Below are 18,523 nucleotides of genomic sequence, written 5' to 3'. Positions count from 1 at the left end.
CTTGTTTTTGGCTTTAACGTGTTTTGTTATGTGTTTTGTTTGTGTTTGATGAATTGTTCTGAGAAGTACATGGTTTCGTTGACTAAGGTGTTTATTTCGTTTAGCAGCCAGGCGGTGCGTTCGCCTTTTTGGGTTAGCTTGTAGGTTTTGGGGGTTTTTCGGGTGAAGATTAGTTTTTTGCCTTTTAAGCCGCGCAGGTACTTGTAGGTGCGTCTTAGGGAAAGCTGGGTTTCGTCAGAGAGTTTTTTTGCAGAGATACCCTGCTCGGGTATGTTCCAGTATACTTTGTTTTCAGTGGGACGCAGGGTTTCTTTTGCGGGGTCACGTTTGGAACGGAAAAAGAAGATGTAGTCGCGGTCTTGGGAGGTGGCTATGAGTTCGCTGGTTTTTAGGCGCTTAAGAATTCGAGAGACAATGTTAGAGGGAACTAAGCCGTCAATTTCTTCAAAAGTTTTGGGTCCATCGAGCAGGACAACGAGCAGGGTTTCTTCGTAGCATTCGCTACGTGCAGGCAAAACAGAGCCAAAGTCGGGGATGTTTTTAATGAGCTTGGCGAATCTGCCGCCAAATATTGTTGCGTAGAACTGGTCTTGTGCTTCTGTTACCAACCCTACATCCATCAGGGGTTTTAGGTACTCGTTGATTAGGGTATCTTGGCTGTGGATGTAGCCTTCTTTGCGAAGTTCGGTTTGAAGTTTACCTGCAGAGTAGCGCGATTTGGCGGTGGCTTGCAAAATGGCTATGCGAGTGTCGTTTTTGAGAACGTTGAGGAGGTCTTTTAGGAAGTTGGGGTTTTCCATGGTTTCACAAAGGTGCCTAAGTTCGTTGCGCAGTTTCCAAACTTTACATCGCGTCATGCATTCAAGAGGAGAAACAGGCTTACAGGCTTTACATTGACGGTCTAAAACATTCAATGTATCCGCAATTGAATTTTCACGTTCACTATCTACTTTACCAGGAAATATTATCAGATGTTCTTGGGCTTTCATAGTCACCCACTCATTTTAAGTGACGAAGTCTTGACGGGAAGAGGAAATAAATCGGCGTGAGACGATTTTAAAGGAGGATGCCCCCGTCAAGCACACGTCAGAAGCAAAATGACATTTGGCATATTCTTATAGATTTTCCCAGATGATTACCATATTGGTAAACAGTGCTACTCCTACGAGGTACTGCAAAAGAGGGAAGCCGTAGCCTGCAGGGTTTTGAAGCTACGCATCAGCAGTAGGGTGGCTGTTGAAGGTTTATTAAATCTTTAAACGAACTGTGCTACTAGGCGAGAGCTGTGTCTGCGCATGATGAAAAAGAGGTTCTGGATGGTATAGAGAAGGCGACTAAGGGCGTTGTTAACATAAGCACTGTCAGGCGCGCTCAGAACCTGTTCTATCAAACAGCAACTCCAGCAAGCGGCATGGGTTCAGGCACCATATACGACGACAAAGAAGGCTTAATCCTCACCAACAACCATGTGGTGGGCGGCGCAGACAAAATCAACGTTACATTCTACAACAACCAAGTCGCCCAAGGCACCATAGTAGGCTCATGCGTAGCCCGCGACATAGCCGTCATACAAGTCAAAGACAAAAACCTGCCCCCAACAAAACTAGGCGACTCAGACAAGCTACGTGTCGGACAAAGAGTCTTCGCCATAGGAAACCCCTTTGGCTTAACAGGCAGCCCAACGGTCACCTCAGGAGTCATCAGCGCATTAAACCGCACCATCCAATCCAAACGCGGACTCATAGAAAACCTCGTCCAAACCGACGCCGCCATCAACCCAGGCAATAGCGGAGGCCCCCTAATAGACCTCGAAGGCAAAATCGTAGCCATAAACACTGCCATCATACCCTACGCGCAAGGCATCGGATTTGCAGTCCCCATCAACGCGGCAAAAACCTGCACCACTGATATTTTAACCCAAGAAACAGGCAAACGACCATGGCTAGGCATAGTCGGCTTGACGTTAACACCCGAGATTGCACGATACTATGGATTTCCCGTTGGACACGGGGTACTTGTCAGCAAAGTTGCAGCAAGAAGCCCAGCAGGCTACGCAGGCATCACGCAAGGCGACATAATCTTGGAAGTAGACAACAGGGAAACTCACGGCGTAGAAGACTTGGCAGAGGAGATTCGCAAAAGAAAAGTCGGCGAACAAGTACGGGTATTTGCACTACGCAACAGCAAGGAACACTTTTTTGAGTTAAAACTCAAGGGCATGCCGTAGAGTTCTTGCGTCAAGAAATCTGTACAAACACGCTTTTATCTGCTAAAAAGCAACTGTCACAGGTGAGTTGGCATGGCAAAACCAGCACAGGTTGCATTTCTGGTTTCTCTTCTGTGTTTGAGTTTTCTATCTTTTAGTCCCGCAGTATCAAATGCTGCCCAAAACGACTCATCAACAACGATTATGGGAACACAAGCACTACAGCTTTGGCGCTACCCCACAGCCGCCCCCATCGTTTCAGATTTAACGGTGCACAACGGTTTAGTCTACGGCACCTCAAGCTGGACAAGCGCGCCAACAGACAACATCTTTTGCCTTGACGCCAAAACTGGAGAGCAAGTTTGGGAGCTCAACGGGTACAACCCAGTTATCACTCAAGAAACCGTATTTGCAAGTTCACGCGGCAGTAACGTTCTTGACCCTTCGATTTTTCATGCACTTAACGCGTCAACGGGAGAACAACTCTGGAACATAACCTATTCAGGATGGAGCAGCTACTGCGTACTTGACGGTGGAGTCATCTACGTTGGAAGCACCGCAAACAGGCAGGTTGATGTTTACCGCGACGAAAACAGCGTTATCGCTAGAACCGCGAGCGCAGGCATTATTCAGGCACTTAACGCTTCAACAGGCACACAAATCTGGGAGTACACCGAAATAGACGCAAAAATCAACGGCATAATAAAAAGCGGCGAGACCATATACGCCCTGAGCAATCTATACAATAGCACAGACAACTCACGCAGATGCTCTGTTTACGCGGTAAATGCTTCTGGCGGGGAAAAACTGTGGAATTACACCGTGGCAGGAGTTTTTGAATGGCAGGTCATGGCAAAGAATTGCCTCTGTTTAGGTCATCAAAGCCAAAACGCGGCGGGAGACGAAGACGCAAAAGAGATTATTGCCCTTGAAGCAAAAAGCGGAGCAAAACTGTGGGACAAGTTGAGCATTTACGGGTTGGGGCGACCTGTTTACGCTAATGACGTATTGTATGTAACGGCAGAAAATGGGGAAGCCTACGCTTTTGATGCCTTGAACGGGAACACGCTATGGAGTTATAAGGCGCAACCTGAGGTTGGGGAGTTGGATGTTTTTGGCGGTGCTTCGGAGCCGTTACTAGTCAATGACCGCGTGTATTTTGCGGATTATAGCGGCGTGCATTGCCTAAGCGCGTTGGATGGAGCGCAAATCTGGAAGTTTACCAACCCAACCCGAGACTACAGCTACGCGCCAGGAGCAGAAGACGGCTCAGTAGCTACAGCATTGACGTACTCTAACGGAAGCATTTTCGTTGGCTCTGGAGGTCCATTGACATTCAACAAATGGCTTGAGCACAACGTTTACGCCCTTGATGCCGTGTCTGGAAATAAAATCTGGAACTATACAATCGAAAACGTTGTCAACAATCCCGTGGTGGTCGTTGATGATGTAGTCTACATTGCCGCAGATGAAGTGACTCATTACAGCAGCACTTACCTGAAAAGTGGAGCAGTCTACGCGTTCAAGCTGCAGACCGTTGAGGTTCCAGCCCCTACGCCAACGCCGCGCCCAGCAAATCCGCCAACTGGAGCCATTGTTGTTCCAGACGATTACTACACTATCCAAGAAGCCATCGACAACGCCAGCGACGGCGACACCATCTTTGTTAGAAGAGACACGTACTATGCACAGGGACATAGCGGAATAGTCATTGACAAACAAATCTCGCTCATAGGCGAAGACCCCCAAACAACCATCATAAAAAAGAGCTGGTACCGATACCCCCAAAGCGTAATCCAAATCACTGCGGATAACGTGACGGTTTTAGGCTTCACTATTTTAGGCGACCCCAGCAACGTGGGCATACTCATAGAAGACAGTTCTAATCATGTGCCTTCAAGGTGCAACATAATAGGCAACAACATCGTGGGCAACTTAGAGGGGATTTTAGCCCGCGGCAACAACAAAGACATAGCAGAGATGGCAAAACCTTCTTTCAACGTCTTCTGCAATAACAACATCAGCGACAACAAAGGCTTTGGCATTTACGTTTCCTCCTCAAACACCACCATAACCAACAACACTATAGCGGGAAACGGTGCAGGTGCGATAATTGCAGATTCCTGCGCCAACATAACCATAGCTGGAAACTTTATCTCGGGCAGGAGCATAACCGACCCAACAAACACCCATGAGAACGGCGGGATATTCCTTCGCTGGTGGGGACCATTCTACGTCTACGGCAACAACATAACTCAAAACGGTAAAGCCGCCATAACCTTTGGGGAAAACTGCAGCAACGCCTCAATCCACGACAACAGCATAACAGACAACAACATCGGCATCCAACTAAACAACGTCACGGCAGATAATGTAGGCAAAGGAAACGTGGTTTTCAGCAATAACTTTGTGGATAATCAACAGCAGGTAGTGGTTATGGCGGGAACTACGGATGAGGTGTTGTGGGATAACGGCGAAGTGGGTAATTATTGGAGCGACTACGCCGCAAGGTATCCTGAAGCCTCAGAAATTGCGGGTTCGGGAATCGCAGATACGCCCTACGGGATAGATGAAAACAACGCGGATTATTACCCACGGTTGGAGGCTTTGGTGGTGCCTGAGTTTGCGCTGTGGAGTGTTTTGCCGCTGATTTTGGCGGCTACGGTTTTGGCAGGGGCACTTTTGAAAAGAAAAACCAAACCAGCCAGCTATATAGCAACAAAAAATGGGGCTTAGACAAGCCCTAGAATTACAGATGCTAGGGTTGCTATGCCTACTATAGCGAGGGTTTCGAGCAGCGTTACTTTCCAGTGTACCCGCGTTTTCTTGGAGCGGTACCGCACTAGGAATATGCCTGAGATGGCGGCGACAACAGAGAGCGATACGACAGCGTTGATGGGGTAGGGTAGCAGTAGGAAAGCGGCGATGGGTATGCTTCCTGCTACGAAGGTGGTGGTGGCTACGATTACGGCGGCGTAAAGGTTTGCGTTGCGGATTTCTTTGTCTAGGGCGAGGAAGAGGTTTTTGACTAGTATGAGGGATTTTTTGCGTTCGATTTTGTCTGGGATGTCGCTTAAGCTAAAGTTCATGAGGTTTCGCAGGGTCAGGATGTCGGCGAGGTCTTCTGTTACGCCTCCTAGGAAGAAGCTAGAGAAGTTGGTTATGGCTACGGCGGTTAGGGTGAGAAAAGCTGCGAACACTACGGTGCTTGGGGAGGATAGGGCGCCGCTGCCAGTTAGCAGCGAGATGAAAGATGAGAGAATAACAACAAGCCCTGTTATGGAGCCATCCACTAAGCCCGCGACTACTTCGAGGATGGGTTCTTTTTTGAGCAACAGGCTTTTCCATTCTTTGCCTAGGCGCAGTCCCTGCTTGGTTAGCTGCACGGCGTCTTTTTCGCGCGTAATTAAGCCTTCTTGCTCCATTTCAGTTAGGGCTTCTTCCAAGTCAGGCATGTCAATGCAGGAAAGGCTAGCGCAGACTTTGTCAAGTTTGCGTTTAAGAGACAACTTGGGAACCGCTTTGCCGGTGCTCAGGTTCAGCAATATAACAATCCTAATAACATCAGGAAGCTCTTGGATTTCAAAGGACACTCAATAAGTCACCGTACAATACGCACCTCGAAAAGATAGTAGCCTAAATAATAAAGTTTATGGACAAAAAAGCAGAATTTAAGATATACCCAAACCAGATGTCCAAGGCTGTACCCAAACGTCTATACAGGCGAATCAGGACAGCAACCGCTTAATTTTGCCCAGCGCACGCCAACTCTGGTATTTCAATTCGCCATGCAATTCACGCATCAGCAGCTTATGCAGCTCCTCATAGTCTTGCCCCTTAATCTTTGGCGCCGTCGGGCTGCGCGAACCGCAATCAACAGGGTCCTCAGACAGCAAAAGCCCCTTTTCGCGGCAGTACTCATACAGGTCAGTGCCCACTACAGGAGTGTAAAAGGAGGGGCTGTAATGCGTGGGGTTCATGGTCTTCACCATCCGCAACGTATCACGCACCTCGTCTAAGGTTTCAGTTGGGGCGCCCAAAATGAAGTTAGCCCACAACTTGACGCCTGCTTGTTTGCAGATGTTAGCCGCCTGCAAGTTTGTCTCAACTGTGGTGCCTTTGCGATACAAATTAAGAATGCGTTGGTTGCCAGATTCAAACCCGACGATAAACATCCACAGCCCAACTTCTTTCATGCGTTTAACCAAGTCAGGATGGTTGACGATGAAATCCGCGCGGCTTTGAGTTATGAAGGGGCACCCAATTTTTTCGTAGCGGTCACAAAACTCCTTCACGTAATCAGGCTTCAAAGTAAAACTGTCATCGTCAATCATCAAAATAGCGTAGTCGTAACGGTCTTTTAGCATTTCAATTTCGCCCATTAGATGGTCAATGCTGCGCATGCGGAATTTGCCAAAAATCTTGTCCTCGCCAGGCTTACAAAACGAACACGTAAACGGACACCCACGCCCGACAATTACGCTTAAAAACGGCGAAGGGAAAAAGGGATGCTTTGTTGCAAAAACCTTCTTCAGATTAAAAATTTCTCGTTGCTCGTAGGGCAAGCTATCCAAGTCAGGATGCGCCCCAACAACTAGGCGCTCGTACTTTTGGGGGTTTTCAAGCAGGTCAGGTAATGTGACTTCGGCTTCGCCGACAAACACGTAGTCAAAGCTGGTTGTTGCTATGACATGTTCGGGCAGTATGCTGGGGTGGGGACCACCGACTATGGTTTTTTTTCCTAAATCGTGAGCTATATCGCCGCAGCGTTTTGCCTCGTAAAAATCCAGAGTCTGCATGTACACACAGTAGTAGTCAGCGTCTGCCTCAGCAAACTTTGCTTGGACATCATCCCAGCTTTTGCATTCACGCAAATCAACCAAAGTAACCAAATGTCCCTTCGCAGACAACACCGCCGCGATACTTGCCAATCCATGGTTAACGTATATGCCTTCACTGTGCTTGCCAAGGCTATCAAAGCCGCCAAAATTCTTCAAACACGGAAACACCAAACAAACTTTCACGTAACAACCCCCAAACAGAGTCTGCTTTATCCTATAACAGGTCACCCATATCAATATAAGTCTAATAATTTGCGGTAGCCCTCAAACCAAGCCACAACCAAACAGCAAAAAACACAGGAAACATGGCATCAGAAAACTCTATATCACAACGTGGACAAGTTTGTGTGTGGCTGCTATGTTTTCTGGTAAGATAAAAAAACGTGATGGCAGGATTGTAGATTTTGATGCGGGCAGAATTGAAAGTGCCATGCATAAGGCGTTTCTTGCAGTAGAACTGGGCAACGGCGACAAATCCAAAAATGTAACTTATGAAGTGGTCAAGCGGTTAGAAGAGAAATTTGGGGAGGCGGTGCCGTCGGTGGAGGATGCCCAAGACGCTGTAGTTGAGGTTTTACAGGAAAAAGGTTACGGGAAAGTGGCGGTGGCGTATGAGGAGTTTAGGGTGAAGAAGGAGGAGCTGCGCAGGCTGCGGGGGCTACTGGGGGTAGCGCCCAAGTTGACGGTTAACGCGATGGAGGTTTTGAAGAAAAGGTATTTGCTTCGCGACGAAAAAGAGAAAATCATCGAAACCCCCGCGCAACTGTTTAGCCGCGTTGCAACTGCTATTGCTCAGGTGGACGCAGCGTATGGCGAAGACCCCAAGAAAACCCAAGAAACCTTCTACAACCTGATGGCTAAACTTGAGTTCCTGCCCAACACGCCCACACTGTTTAATGCGGGTACGCAGCGGGGGCAGCTTTCAGCTTGTTTTGTATTGCCCGTAGAGGATTCTCTGGAGAGCATATTTGATGCCGTAAAAAACATGGCGCTCATCGAGCAAACAGGCGGCGGCGTAGGCTTTGACTTCTCCAAACTCAGACCCCAAGGCGACCTTGTGCGTTCCAGCAAAGGCGTAGCCTCAGGACCCATAAGCTTCATGCAAATCTTCAACACCGCCACCCAAGTCATCAAAGCAGGAGGAAAACGCCGAGGAGCCATGATGGCAATCCTACGCATAGACCACCCCGACATCAAAGAGTTCATAACCGCCAAACAAAACCACACAGCCCTAACCAACTTCAACATATCCGTAGCCGTCACCAACGAGTTTTTGGAGGCACTCAAAACAGACGGCGAGTACTATTTGGTTAATCCGCGCAGCAAAGAGAGAACCCAAAAACTCAAAGCCTCACAAATCTGGAACCTGATGGCGCAGACCGCGTGGGCAACAGGCGACCCCGGCGTAGTCTTTATTGACGAAATCAACAAGCACAACCCAACCCCACAGATAGGCAGGATTGATTCGACAAACCCGTGTGGAGAACAACCGCTTTTGCCCTATGAATCGTGTAATTTGGGTTCGATTAACCTCTCCAAAATGCTGACCGCAGACAAGAAGGAGATGGATTGGGAGAAACTGCGCACGACAGCGCGGGCGGCGGTGCATTTTTTGGATAACGTGGTGGACGCGAATGTTTACCCGCTTAAAGCCACGGGGGAGATAACGCGTGCAAACCGCAAGATTGGGCTTGGCGTTATGGGGTTTGCCGACATGCTCCTGATGCTAAATGTGCCCTACGACTCCAAAGAAGCGCTGCAGTTGGGCAGGCAAATAATGAAGTTCATCAAAGAAGAAGGCCACAAAAAATCTGCCCAAATCGCCAAGAAACGCGGTTCATTCCCCAACTTTAAGGGCAGCATCTGGGACGGAAAATACAAAGCGTTCAGAAACGCAACAATAACCACGATTGCACCCACAGGAACAATAAGCATTATTGCGGGGTGCTCATCTGGAGTTGAGCCGTTGTTTGCTATTTCGTTTATGCGCAAGGTTTTGGGCGGCACAAGATTGTTTGAGACGAACCTGTTTTTTGAGGAAACCGCCAAGCAACAGGGCTTCTACAACGCCCAATTATTAGAAGAAATCGCAAAGACAGGTTCAGTGCAAAACATCCAAGGCGTACCAGAACAGGTGCAGCGCGTTTTTGTTACGGCGTTAGATATTGCGCCCAAATGGCACGTAAAAATGCAGGCGGCGTTTCAGGAAAACACCGACAACGCGGTCAGCAAAACCGTGAACCTGCCCCATGAAGCCACCGTCAAGGACGTACGGGAGGTTTATGAGTTGGCGTGGAAGCTCAAATGCAAGGGCGTTACGGTTTTTCGTTACGGCAGCAAACCTGAACAGGTGCTGTACGTGGGCGAAATCAAAACCGAAAAAGGCACGTTCGTCTCGGCAGATTCAGAATACGCAGGCGGCTGTCCCTCACAAAACTGCCCCGTCCCCGCATAAGGAGGCACCAAAATGGGTTACGTCTACTTGTACACGGGTTTGGGCGGAGGCAAAACAACAAACGCTTTGGGGCTAGCGCTGCGCTGTGTTGGGCACGGCAAAAAAGTTGTGGTTGTGCAGTTTTGCAAGTGGAGCAAAGACACGGGCGAAGTTCTAATCCAAGACAAGCTGGCAGGGCTGTATGAGATTTACCAGTTTGGCAGAAAAGCGTGGCTGGGCACAAAAGACAAAACCGTAAAAATTGACGGAGAAGCCTTCAAAATCGAAGGGGTGACACAAGAGGATAAGGCTTTGGCGCAGCAGGGCTTAGAATTAGCCTTGAAGGTTATGCTTGAGCGGGAGCCGTATTTGCTGGTTTTGGATGAGGTGAATTTGGCGGCGCACTGGAAACTCGTAGCGGAAGAGGCGGTGCTGGATTTGTTAAGCAAGGTGCCAGAACAAACCACGGTGGTTCTAACAGGCAGATACGCGCCCAAAAGCTTCATAGACCGAGCCGACTTTGTCAACTTCGTCGAACCCGTCAAAATGCCAAAAACATTCACACAAACCAAAGGCATCCAATACTAACAACAGCAACATCAGAAAACAAAAAAGAAAAGAAAGAAAGGTTGAGCCCGAGGGGTTTAGGTTTTGATTTTTTGGGCGATTTGTTTGCCTAGTTCGCGGCATTGTTTGAGGTCGTCGGGTTTGGGGATGTATTTTACTTGTAGGTTGGTGTCGTGGATTTGGAAGCCTGCTTTGGTTGCCATCTCTGTCATGGCGCGTACTGCTCCGCCTCCCCATCCGTAGGAGCCAAAGAAGCCCCAGAGCTTGTTTTTGGGTTTTAGTCCTGCGGCGTAGGTGAGGAAAGCGCTGATGGTGGGGAACATACCGTTGTTTAAGGTGGGTGAGCCGACGAGGACGGCTTTGCAGTCAAGGATTTCAGTCATGGCTTCTGTGGTGTTTGCAGCGCGCAGTTTGAGGACTTTGACGTCGACGTTTTCGCTTGCGGCGCCTTCTGCTATGGCACGTGCCATCTTGTCAGTGCTGCCCCACATAGTATCGTGCACGATAACGATTTTTTCTTTGGATTTTTCTTCGCTCCAATCCAAGTAAGCTTGTATTATTTTTGTTGGGTTTTTGCGCCAGATGATGCCGTGACTTGGGGCTATCATGTCAATGGGGATGCCCATTTTGACGACTTCTTGGATTTTCTTGATGATCAAGGGTCCTAGGAGCATGAGGATGTTGGCGTAGTAGGTTTTGGCTTCCTCCATGAGTATGTGTTCGTCGACTTGGTCGTCAAATCGTTGCACCGCGGCTAAGTGCTGTCCAAATGCGTCGTTGGAGAGCAAGATTTTGTCTTCTACGATGTAGGTGAACATGCTGTCAGGCCAGTGAAGCATCGCCGCGTCCACAAAGCTCAGGGTACGCTTGCCCAATTTGAGTTGGTCGCCTGTTTTGACGGTTTGGACTTTGTTGAAGTCTTCGCCGTAATGCTGCACCAACGCGTCCTTGCCACGCTCCGACGAGATGATAGTAGCGTTCTTGGCAACCTGCGCAATTCTTGGCAGCGAACTGGAATGATCCATCTCCACATGATTTACGATGATGTAGTCAATTTTGGCGGGGTCTATAACCTCACAGATATGCGCAAGCAAATCATCACTAAACGTATGCTTAACCGTATCCACCAACGCAACCTTCTCATCCACAATCAAATACGCATTATAACTACTACCACGCTGCGTCGTATACCCGTGAAAATCACGAATATTCCAATCAACAGCACCAACCCAAAAAACATTCTCAGCTAAGTTAACTTTGACCATAAATTTCTACCTTCATATAATACTAAGAGTTCTTGACTTTTATTCTATATGTTAAACAGACCATAAGCGCACAAAAGGTCAGTTGAACACAATATCGGGCAAACCTCAAGATAACACCAAGCATTTTTGTTAAAAACACAGTTTGAATAATTTGTGAAGAACAGTTTCAACTATACGCCGATAATCTTCAACCTCATAATCACTCACTTGAACTGAGGCCCGTTCATGCACAAGCTTACAACGCATCTTGTAATAATAGTCAATTTTTTTCCATTCAGTATAAGAGATGTTCTTTTGAAGCGCGCTAACCTCCTTCTGAACAGCAGCTCTTCTGCAAAAAAGCTGGCTTAACCGCTCATCGTTGGTTTTCAAGTCAATGTCATTAACTAAAAACTCTTTGAAAGCTATCTCTATGGTACTATCTAACAGTATCAAACAAATACGATTCTTTTGCTGTAACTTTTGATTATAGATTAAATCTACAGCGACAATAGATTCATAGAGACCTATTGTCCAAGGTTTTTCTTTAGCAATTTTTTTGTTTACTTGCTTCATTTTATCAACGTATCTTGGCTTTGATTGGGGAAGAGGAGGAAGGTAGGACTTCCGAGCTTCTGGAAAGTTAGATATTGAAACTTGCATGGGTTCACCTTCAGGGTAGGCAAATACTTTTTCCTCCCAATCGCCTTCAAGCCTGCGAGACAATGAAGCATAATCCTTCACCACCTGAACTAACCAATCCCGCAGAGCCACAAAGACCTGATGATTAGGGTTTATAGCCGATTTACTGCTATTCCAAGGCATTGACTGTGTTTCACCTTTGAGAGAAACTATGATTCTTGCCAGGGAAAGACTTGGATGGGGAACACCTGCCAAGCCCTTTGTAAAACCTACATTGTAGGTTTTTAAAGCCCGCGCGATAAGACGATCATTACAATAGAAGTAAACGCCATACTCACCTGTAGCAGGACTGGATTCCAAAGTAAGACCAGCAGTAACTTCCACACTTACACTTTGACCATCTTCTGTTACCAAAGTACCAGCATAGTTACGCGGCTCATATTTTGGAGGATACGCCCAATTTTCGAAGCCAAGCGGCTGCAATTTCTCCCCATTTAGAGTTAGAAGAAGTTGATCATTTGTCAAAAACTTGGCGTATGTAGCACGAATATGTTGCTTAAGATGCAATACGACATCGTCAGTTATATGAAGCCGCAGTTTTTGCAGATCAATTATTGTTGTACTTTCCGCTATGGAATCCACTTCATATAGAGGCAAATCCCAACCATCAGTTTCAAGCCAAGCATCATCGAATTCAACCTGGTAAGTTCTATCTCGTTTATAACGAGTTGTGATTTTGATGTACTGCGCTAATGCAACAACTGCTCTTTTAGTTCCCACACCAAAAATCCCAATAACCTCATCGGTTGGATGATTAGTTGTTTGACCAGGACCAACGATAACACGCATATCATCCTTTTTTACACCACCAGCGTTGTCACGAATACATATTGATTGCTGACGGGCATCAACAACTATCTGTATAGCAAGCTTTTTTGTTTTACCACTTTTAACCCAAAGATCAATAGCATTATCTACCAGTTCACAAATTGAACGATTCACATCATAATCGGCTATTATCGAAAGAAACAACCGTTTTGAAGGAACTGCATCCAGTTTAGATACTTCTTGTTTCATTAAACCCACCAATAACTCTTGTAATTAAACAGACAAAAACTAAACCAGTAAGCACAAAGAAGATAGCTTTTTTCAACTTGCCTGCTAACCCCACTTTTGTGTATTGGTTCAGTTTTATTTATAACAATTTGCTTAATAACAACATCACAGGATAGGCAAAAGATACAGAACAAAAACAGATCATAAGGAAAAGCCTGATTCCAACGAAATTACACCATATGTTAAGGTTGACGTTTTGGGACGCAAGAGGACTTTTAGGGACTTTTTAGGACGCAACCAAAACCCGAAGCAGGCAGTAAGGCAAGAAAGCGGTTTGAAACGGGGTTTTCTTAGAAGGGGAGGGAGGGGGTCTATAGCCAGAGAATCAGGTGTTGTGGCGGATACAGGGTTTTGGGGTTTGTGTCTTGAAAAGATGTATCTTTTGTAGGAAGCTATATCCATTTTAGGCGCCATGACTATGGTTTGTGGGAGGGCGTTTATGAGTCAAGAGAGAACCCGGAAAGTTGTTTTGGGTATTGGGGGTATGAGTTGTGTTAATTGTGCGCGTGCTATTGAGAAGGCTCTTGGCAAGCTTGAGGGTGTTACGCAGGCTACGGTGAATTTGGCTGCTGAAAAAGCCATCATAGACTACAACCCCGACAAGGTAAATCAAGAAGCAATTGAAGCGGCTATAACCAACGTTGGCTACCAAGTCATACATGAAAAAGCCACGCTGCAAATCGGTGGCATGAGCTGCATAAACTGCGCCAAAAGCATAGAAAAAGCGCTTAACAAAAAAGAAGGCATCTACAAAGCCGCGGTAAATTTTGCTGCTGAATCTGTTTTGGTGGAGTATAACGCGGAGCAGATAAGCAGGGCAGCAATCAAAAAAACCATCGAGGACGTGGGGTACAAAGTTGTTGAGCCAGAACAGAAAACCGTGGAAGATACCGAAAGCAAAGCCCGCAAAAAACACATAAACCGCCTAAAACTGCTCCTGACCGCCAGCGTCGCCCTAACCATTCCGATCATGGCGATAATGTGGCTCTCACCCCTGCCTATGGAGCAAAACAAGCTGTTGATGTTTGCTCTTGCAACGCCTGTGCAGTTTGTGGTGGGCTGGACATTTTACGTAGGCACCTACAAGGGCTTGCGCAACAAAACCGCCAACATGGACACCTTAATTGCCATGGGCACCAGCACCGCCTACATCTACAGCACCATCGTCACCTTCGCACCCACAATATTCCCCGACTCAGGCGTCTTTTTTGACACCTCAACCATGATAATGTCATTCATCCTGCTAGGCAAACTGCTAGACGCCATCGCCAAAGGCAGAACCTCCGAAGCAATTAGGAAAATTATGGGGTTACAAGCCAAAACCGCCCGCGTAATTCGAGACGGCGAGGAGTTGGAGGTTCCCGTGGAGGAGGTGCAGGTGGGTGATGTGGTGGTTGTTCGTCCAGGCGAGAAAATTCCTGTGGACGGCGTGGTTGTTAAGGGGTACTCAGCAGTGGATGAGAAAGTCATCACAGGCGAGAGCATTCCTGTGGAGAAGCGTGAGGGCAGCCAAGTTATCGGCGCGACTATGAACAAGACGGGCATGCTCAAGTTCAGGGCAACCAAAGTTGGCAAAGACACCATGCTTGCGCAGATCATAAACATGGTTGAAAACGCTTTAACCTCCAAGGCTCCTGTGCAGCGGTTAGCAGATGTGGCTGCAGGCTACTTTGTCCCAGCCATCATACTCACCGCCACGCTTTCAGCTTTGGTTTGGTATTTCCTTGTCGGCGAAACCTACATTTTCTCACTCACCGTGTTCATAGCCGTCCTAATCGTCGCGTGCCCCTGCGCATTAGGACTTGCAACGCCAACAGCCATCATGGTCGGAGTAGGAAAAGGCGCAGAAAACGGCATACTCATCAAAAACGGCGAAGCCCTCGAAACCGCCTACAAACTCCAAACCGTAGTCTTCGACAAAACAGGAACCCTAACCAAAGGCGAACCCGAAGTCACCAACATCACAACCACAAAACCGTTTACTGAAAAACAGTTGTTGGAGTACGCGGCGGTGGCAGAAAAGAATTCAGAGCACCCCCTTGGAGAAGCCCTCGTCAAAAAAGCAGCCGCACAGGGCGTAGAAGCAGTTGACCCTGAAGAGTTCAATGCTATACCTGGACAGGGCGTTGAGGTCAAGCATAAGGGTGCAGTGGTTCTTTTGGGTAACCGCAAGCTCATGCAAAACCGCAACGTAGACATAAGCGGGTTGGAAGCAAAGATGGCAACGTTTGAGGCATCAGGCAAAACCGCGATGCTTATGGCAGTTAACGGCGAAGCGGCGGGGTTGTTTGCGGTTGCGGATACGTTAAAGGAGAACTCGGCTGAAGCGGTTGAGACGCTTAGGGATATGGGGTTGGAAGTTGTCATGCTCACGGGCGATAACGCACGTACTGCCCAAGCTATCGCATCGCAAGTGGGAGTTGACCGCGTGTTGGCAGAGGTTTTGCCTAACGAAAAAGCCAACGAAGTAAAAAGGCTGCAAAGCGAGGGCAAAGTGGTCGCTATGATTGGAGACGGCATTAATGATGCTCCCGCGTTGGCACAGGCAAACATTGGAATCGCAGTAGGCACGGGAACCGACGTAGCCGTGGAAACAGGCGATATCGTGCTTATCAAAAATGATTTGCGTGATGTGGTAGTGGCGATTCAGTTGAGCAGGGCAACTATGCGTAAGATTCGCCAGAACCTGTTTTGGGCGTTCTTCTACAACATCATCTTGATTCCGTTGGCGGCAGGTGCCTTGTATCCGGTGTTGCATGTGCTTTTTGACCCCGTATATGCAGCGGCTGCGATGGCAAGTAGTTCAGTGACAGTTGTAACAAACGCTTCCTTGCTGAGGCGCTTTAAACCCAAACTAAAGTCACACAACAACAAAAGTGGAGGTGAAAAACGTATGGCAAAAGATTTGGTTTGTAACATGGATGTGGACGAGAAAACAGCGAAGTGGACAACAACCTATCAGGGAAAAACCTACTATTTCTGTGCGCCAGGATGCAAAACAGAATTTGAAGAAAACCCTGAAAAATACATAAAAGGTGAAGGACACAACCACAGTGGCTGTTGCTGTGGAAAGCACTAACCGCTTCTTGCGGTCTATTTTCTTTTTTTATCCCTTTTTTGTGCTCAAGGGTTTGGTGAAAAGTTTTTCATATTTTGGCTTGGTGGTGTGGTGTGTGCAGGACCGCCGTAGAATAGCCTTTTGGGAGAAAGGAGGAAAGGCGGAAAAGGGGATTTCCTCTACGAACGGTCTTTCTGCCCCCATTAGAGCGTTCTGAAAGGAAATGCAGCCAGCAAGTGGCGTACCAACCAGATAGCGATAAAGGTACGCAGCAAATTACCGTGTGTGCTAGAAATACAGGTTTAAGAGTCTCCTATAAATATATCTTTATACGATAGGTCAAGCGAGATGACCAAACAAAAGGAAATAGACGAGATAGTCTCTGATTTTTCTCGTGTCTACATGCTAACCATACTCTATCAAGGACCCGCACATGGCTACGAAATAATAGCGACGTTTAAGAAAGCCATAGGAAAAGACGTAAGCCCAAGCTTGGTGTACCCGTTTTTGCGCAAGCTAGAACAAAAAAACTTGGTCACGTATACCCTAAAGCCTGTGGGAGCAAAGCAAAAGAAAGTTTTTGAACTCACCTCCTCAGGAAAAGAGTTCGCCCAAAAACTCTTCAAACGTTTTTCAGAACTAATCAGCATCACCCTAGAACCCAGCCTAGACGTCTGCTCACACTGCGGCTGCAAAGTCTACCAAGGCGGCTACAAAGAAACCATCCAAAACAAAGACCACTCCTTTTGCTGCATACACTGCGCCGCAGCCTACAAACAAAGCATAGGACTCCTATAAAACCCACAAACAACAAAGAAGAAGACAGGGTAACACGACGCACCCGTCGCGTATCAGCAGTCGCAAAAAAGGGTGTTAGAGGCGTTTTATTATGTGGTAGCCGAACTGGGTTTTTATGGGGTCGGAAACTTCGCCGACTTGTAGGGCAAAAGCTGCTTTCTCGAACTCTTTGACCATTTGTCCGCGACCAAACGTTCCAAGGTCTCCGCCTTTTTTGCTGGAAGGACAAAGCGAAACCTCCTTGGCAACATCGCCGAACTTTGCGCCGTTTGCTAGTTTTTCTTTTATAGCGTTGGCTTCGCTTAGGGTTTTGACAAGTATGTGAGCACAACGAACTTTATCTGGCATAAAATAAACTAAGCAAAGGTTTTACTAATAACTCTTCCCCGCAGCCACAGGGAACCGCAGATTGCTGCAATATATTTAATTGATTCTTTGCGTCTTTGCTTTCCATGCATGAATGGGCTTTAGCCGAAGCTGTTATTGCGGCGGCAAAACAGATTGCTGAGAAAGAAGGTCTTAAGCAGGTTACTGAGGTTGTAGTTAAGATGGGGGAGCTGCAGGATGTGGAGCACGAGATTTTCCGTTTTGCATTGGCGCAGCTAAAGGCAGGTATCCTCAAGGAAGCCAAGTTTAAGGTAAGCACTGCTAAATCCACTCTTAAATGCCGCGTGTGCGGGAACATTTGGGAATTTGACAAACAAAACCTTGACGAGCAAACCGCTGAAGCCATCCATTTTGTACCTGAAGTTGCCCACACATACATTAAATGCCCAAAATGCAACAGCCCAGACTTTGAAATCGCCCAAGGACGCGGGGTTTGGCTTGACAGCATAAAAGGAGCCAGATAATTTGTCCGACCCGCGCACAGTAATTATTGATGAGCGGCTTAGAAAGGTTGGGCGTATAGTTGCGGTTTCAAGCGGTAAAGGCGGAGTGGGGAAGAGTATGGTTGCGACCACTTTGGCGTTGACGCTTGCAAAAGAGGGATGCAAAGTTGGACTGTTTGATTTAGACTTCACCAGCCCCTCTACACACATCATCTTGGGCGTTAAAGACGAAGTTTGGCCTGAGGAAGAGAAGGGGTTGGTTCCGCCTGTTGTTGAGGGGTTGGAGTATATGTCTTTGATTTATTATTCAGGCAACCAAGCTGCGCCGTTGAGGGGCGCAGATACGTCTAATGCGCTCATAGAGCTTTTGGCGGTGACTTTGTGGGGCAACTTGGACTACCTGATTATCGACACGCCCCCAGGCATTGGGGATGCCATGCTGGATTTGATACGGCTTGTGCCACGCATAGAATTCTTCATAATAACAACCCCCTCGCAACTGGCATTTGAAACCGTAAAAAAACAAATCGCGCTGCTCAAGGAGCAAAAAGTGCCTGTAATTGGCGTAGCCGAAAACATGAAAATGACCCAGGCAATCAGTGTGCAAGAACAAACTCGCGCGTTAGGCATAAATTTTCTAGGCGAGATTCCCTACGACCAAAACATAGAAGCGTCGATAGGGAGCACTCGAAAGCTTTTGGAAACCAAACTTGGAAAAAAAGTCCAGCAAATGGCAAAAACAGCGCTAAAGCAGTAAAACACAAACCAAAAACAGTATACTGTATTA

Annotated in this window: 14 protein-coding genes; 8 read left to right on the top strand and 6 right to left on the bottom strand. The window is 47.3% G+C overall.

All coding sequences use genetic code 11. The annotated features are described in order from the left end of the window. Positions 1 to 26: 26 nt before the first annotated feature. Positions 27 to 989 carry a hypothetical protein gene (locus NWF04_09475; GenBank protein MCW4006801.1) on the bottom strand — a complete coding sequence of 321 codons (963 nt, stop codon included), beginning with the start codon at positions 987 to 989 and terminating at the stop codon, positions 27 to 29. Between the two features lie 296 nt (positions 990 to 1,285). On the opposite strand from NWF04_09475, the gene NWF04_09470 reads away from it, so the two are divergent. Next, complete coding sequence (locus NWF04_09470) at positions 1,286 to 2,227, top strand: trypsin-like peptidase domain-containing protein (GenBank protein ID MCW4006800.1); 942 nt, start codon at positions 1,286 to 1,288, stop codon at positions 2,225 to 2,227. Between the two features lie 72 nt (positions 2,228 to 2,299). Then, positions 2,300 to 4,942, top strand: coding sequence for a PQQ-binding-like beta-propeller repeat protein (locus NWF04_09465; protein ID MCW4006799.1), 2,643 nt, complete (start codon positions 2,300 to 2,302; stop codon positions 4,940 to 4,942). On the opposite strand, the gene NWF04_09460 is transcribed toward NWF04_09465, so the two are convergent. After that, positions 4,939 to 5,799 (bottom strand): hypothetical protein, encoded by an 861-nt coding sequence (locus tag NWF04_09460; protein ID MCW4006798.1) that lies wholly within the window; start codon positions 5,797 to 5,799, stop codon positions 4,939 to 4,941. The genes NWF04_09465 and NWF04_09460 overlap by 4 nt on opposite strands. A 135-nt stretch (positions 5,800 to 5,934) precedes the next feature. Further along, positions 5,935 to 7,230 carry a B12-binding domain-containing radical SAM protein gene (locus tag NWF04_09455; protein ID MCW4006797.1) on the bottom strand — a complete coding sequence of 432 codons (1,296 nt, stop codon included), beginning with the start codon at positions 7,228 to 7,230 and terminating at the stop codon, positions 5,935 to 5,937. A gap of 175 nt (positions 7,231 to 7,405) precedes the next feature. Between NWF04_09455 and NWF04_09450 the strand changes: the two genes are divergently transcribed. Together NWF04_09450 and NWF04_09445 are read left to right on the top strand one after the other, a co-directional pair. After that, positions 7,406 to 9,502, top strand: a complete 2,097-nt coding sequence (locus tag NWF04_09450) for an adenosylcobalamin-dependent ribonucleoside-diphosphate reductase (GenBank protein ID MCW4006796.1) — start codon at positions 7,406 to 7,408, stop codon at positions 9,500 to 9,502. Between the two features lie 12 nt (positions 9,503 to 9,514). Then, the gene (locus tag NWF04_09445; protein ID MCW4006795.1) at positions 9,515 to 10,069 is read left to right on the top strand and encodes a cob(I)yrinic acid a,c-diamide adenosyltransferase; all 555 of its coding nucleotides are present in this window, start codon (positions 9,515 to 9,517) and stop codon (positions 10,067 to 10,069) included. A gap of 56 nt (positions 10,070 to 10,125) precedes the next feature. On the opposite strand, the gene NWF04_09440 is transcribed toward NWF04_09445, so the two are convergent. Both NWF04_09440 and NWF04_09435 read right to left on the bottom strand, forming a co-directional pair. Then, positions 10,126 to 11,313, bottom strand: coding sequence for an FprA family A-type flavoprotein (locus NWF04_09440; GenBank protein ID MCW4006794.1), 1,188 nt, complete (start codon positions 11,311 to 11,313; stop codon positions 10,126 to 10,128). A gap of 129 nt (positions 11,314 to 11,442) precedes the next feature. Continuing rightward, complete coding sequence (locus NWF04_09435; GenBank protein ID MCW4006793.1) at positions 11,443 to 13,011, bottom strand: ATP-binding protein; 1,569 nt, start codon at positions 13,009 to 13,011, stop codon at positions 11,443 to 11,445. Between the two features lie 478 nt (positions 13,012 to 13,489). Here NWF04_09435 and NWF04_09430 point away from each other — a divergent pair, with 478 nt between their 5' ends. Beyond that, the gene (locus NWF04_09430; GenBank protein ID MCW4006792.1) at positions 13,490 to 16,129 is read left to right on the top strand and encodes a heavy metal translocating P-type ATPase; all 2,640 of its coding nucleotides are present in this window, start codon (positions 13,490 to 13,492) and stop codon (positions 16,127 to 16,129) included. Between the two features lie 327 nt (positions 16,130 to 16,456). Then, positions 16,457 to 16,906: a PadR family transcriptional regulator gene (locus NWF04_09425; GenBank protein MCW4006791.1), complete on the top strand. Its 450-nt coding sequence runs from the start codon at positions 16,457 to 16,459 to the stop codon at positions 16,904 to 16,906. Positions 16,907 to 16,981: 75 nt separating this feature from the next. Here NWF04_09425 and NWF04_09420 read toward each other — a convergent pair whose 3' ends face one another. After that, positions 16,982 to 17,254 (bottom strand): peptidylprolyl isomerase, encoded by a 273-nt coding sequence (locus tag NWF04_09420; GenBank protein MCW4006790.1) that lies wholly within the window; start codon positions 17,252 to 17,254, stop codon positions 16,982 to 16,984. Positions 17,255 to 17,358: 104 nt separating this feature from the next. Between NWF04_09420 and hypA the strand changes: the two genes are divergently transcribed. Both hypA and NWF04_09410 read left to right on the top strand, forming a co-directional pair. Beyond that, positions 17,359 to 17,757 carry a hydrogenase nickel incorporation protein HypA gene (hypA, locus tag NWF04_09415; GenBank protein MCW4006789.1) on the top strand — a complete coding sequence of 133 codons (399 nt, stop codon included), beginning with the start codon at positions 17,359 to 17,361 and terminating at the stop codon, positions 17,755 to 17,757. A 1-nt stretch (position 17,758) separates the two neighbouring features. Beyond that, complete coding sequence (locus tag NWF04_09410) at positions 17,759 to 18,493, top strand: Mrp/NBP35 family ATP-binding protein (GenBank protein MCW4006788.1); 735 nt, start codon at positions 17,759 to 17,761, stop codon at positions 18,491 to 18,493. Positions 18,494 to 18,523 lie beyond the last annotated feature (30 nt).

Source organism: Candidatus Bathyarchaeota archaeon (genome assembly GCA_026014465.1).
GTDB lineage: Archaea > Thermoproteota > Bathyarchaeia > Bathyarchaeales > Bathycorpusculaceae > JADGNF01.
The sequence above is the reverse complement of the archived record's forward strand: the minus strand, read 5'-3'. Positions and strand labels throughout refer to the sequence as shown.

Coding starts and splice junctions, on each gene's coding strand:
- NWF04_09475 (MCW4006801.1), bottom strand. CDS start 989: ATGAAAGCCCAAGAACATCTGATAATATTTCCTGGTAAAGTAGATAGT.
- NWF04_09465 (MCW4006799.1), top strand. CDS start 2,300: ATGGCAAAACCAGCACAGGTTGCATTTCTGGTTTCTCTTCTGTGTTTG.
- NWF04_09450 (MCW4006796.1), top strand. CDS start 7,406: ATGTTTTCTGGTAAGATAAAAAAACGTGATGGCAGGATTGTAGATTTT.
- NWF04_09445 (MCW4006795.1), top strand. CDS start 9,515: ATGGGTTACGTCTACTTGTACACGGGTTTGGGCGGAGGCAAAACAACA.
- NWF04_09440 (MCW4006794.1), bottom strand. CDS start 11,313: ATGGTCAAAGTTAACTTAGCTGAGAATGTTTTTTGGGTTGGTGCTGTT.
- NWF04_09435 (MCW4006793.1), bottom strand. CDS start 13,011: ATGAAACAAGAAGTATCTAAACTGGATGCAGTTCCTTCAAAACGGTTG.
- NWF04_09430 (MCW4006792.1), top strand. CDS start 13,490: ATGAGTCAAGAGAGAACCCGGAAAGTTGTTTTGGGTATTGGGGGTATG.
- NWF04_09425 (MCW4006791.1), top strand. CDS start 16,457: ATGACCAAACAAAAGGAAATAGACGAGATAGTCTCTGATTTTTCTCGT.
- NWF04_09420 (MCW4006790.1), bottom strand. CDS start 17,254: ATGCCAGATAAAGTTCGTTGTGCTCACATACTTGTCAAAACCCTAAGC.
- hypA (MCW4006789.1), top strand. CDS start 17,359: ATGCATGAATGGGCTTTAGCCGAAGCTGTTATTGCGGCGGCAAAACAG.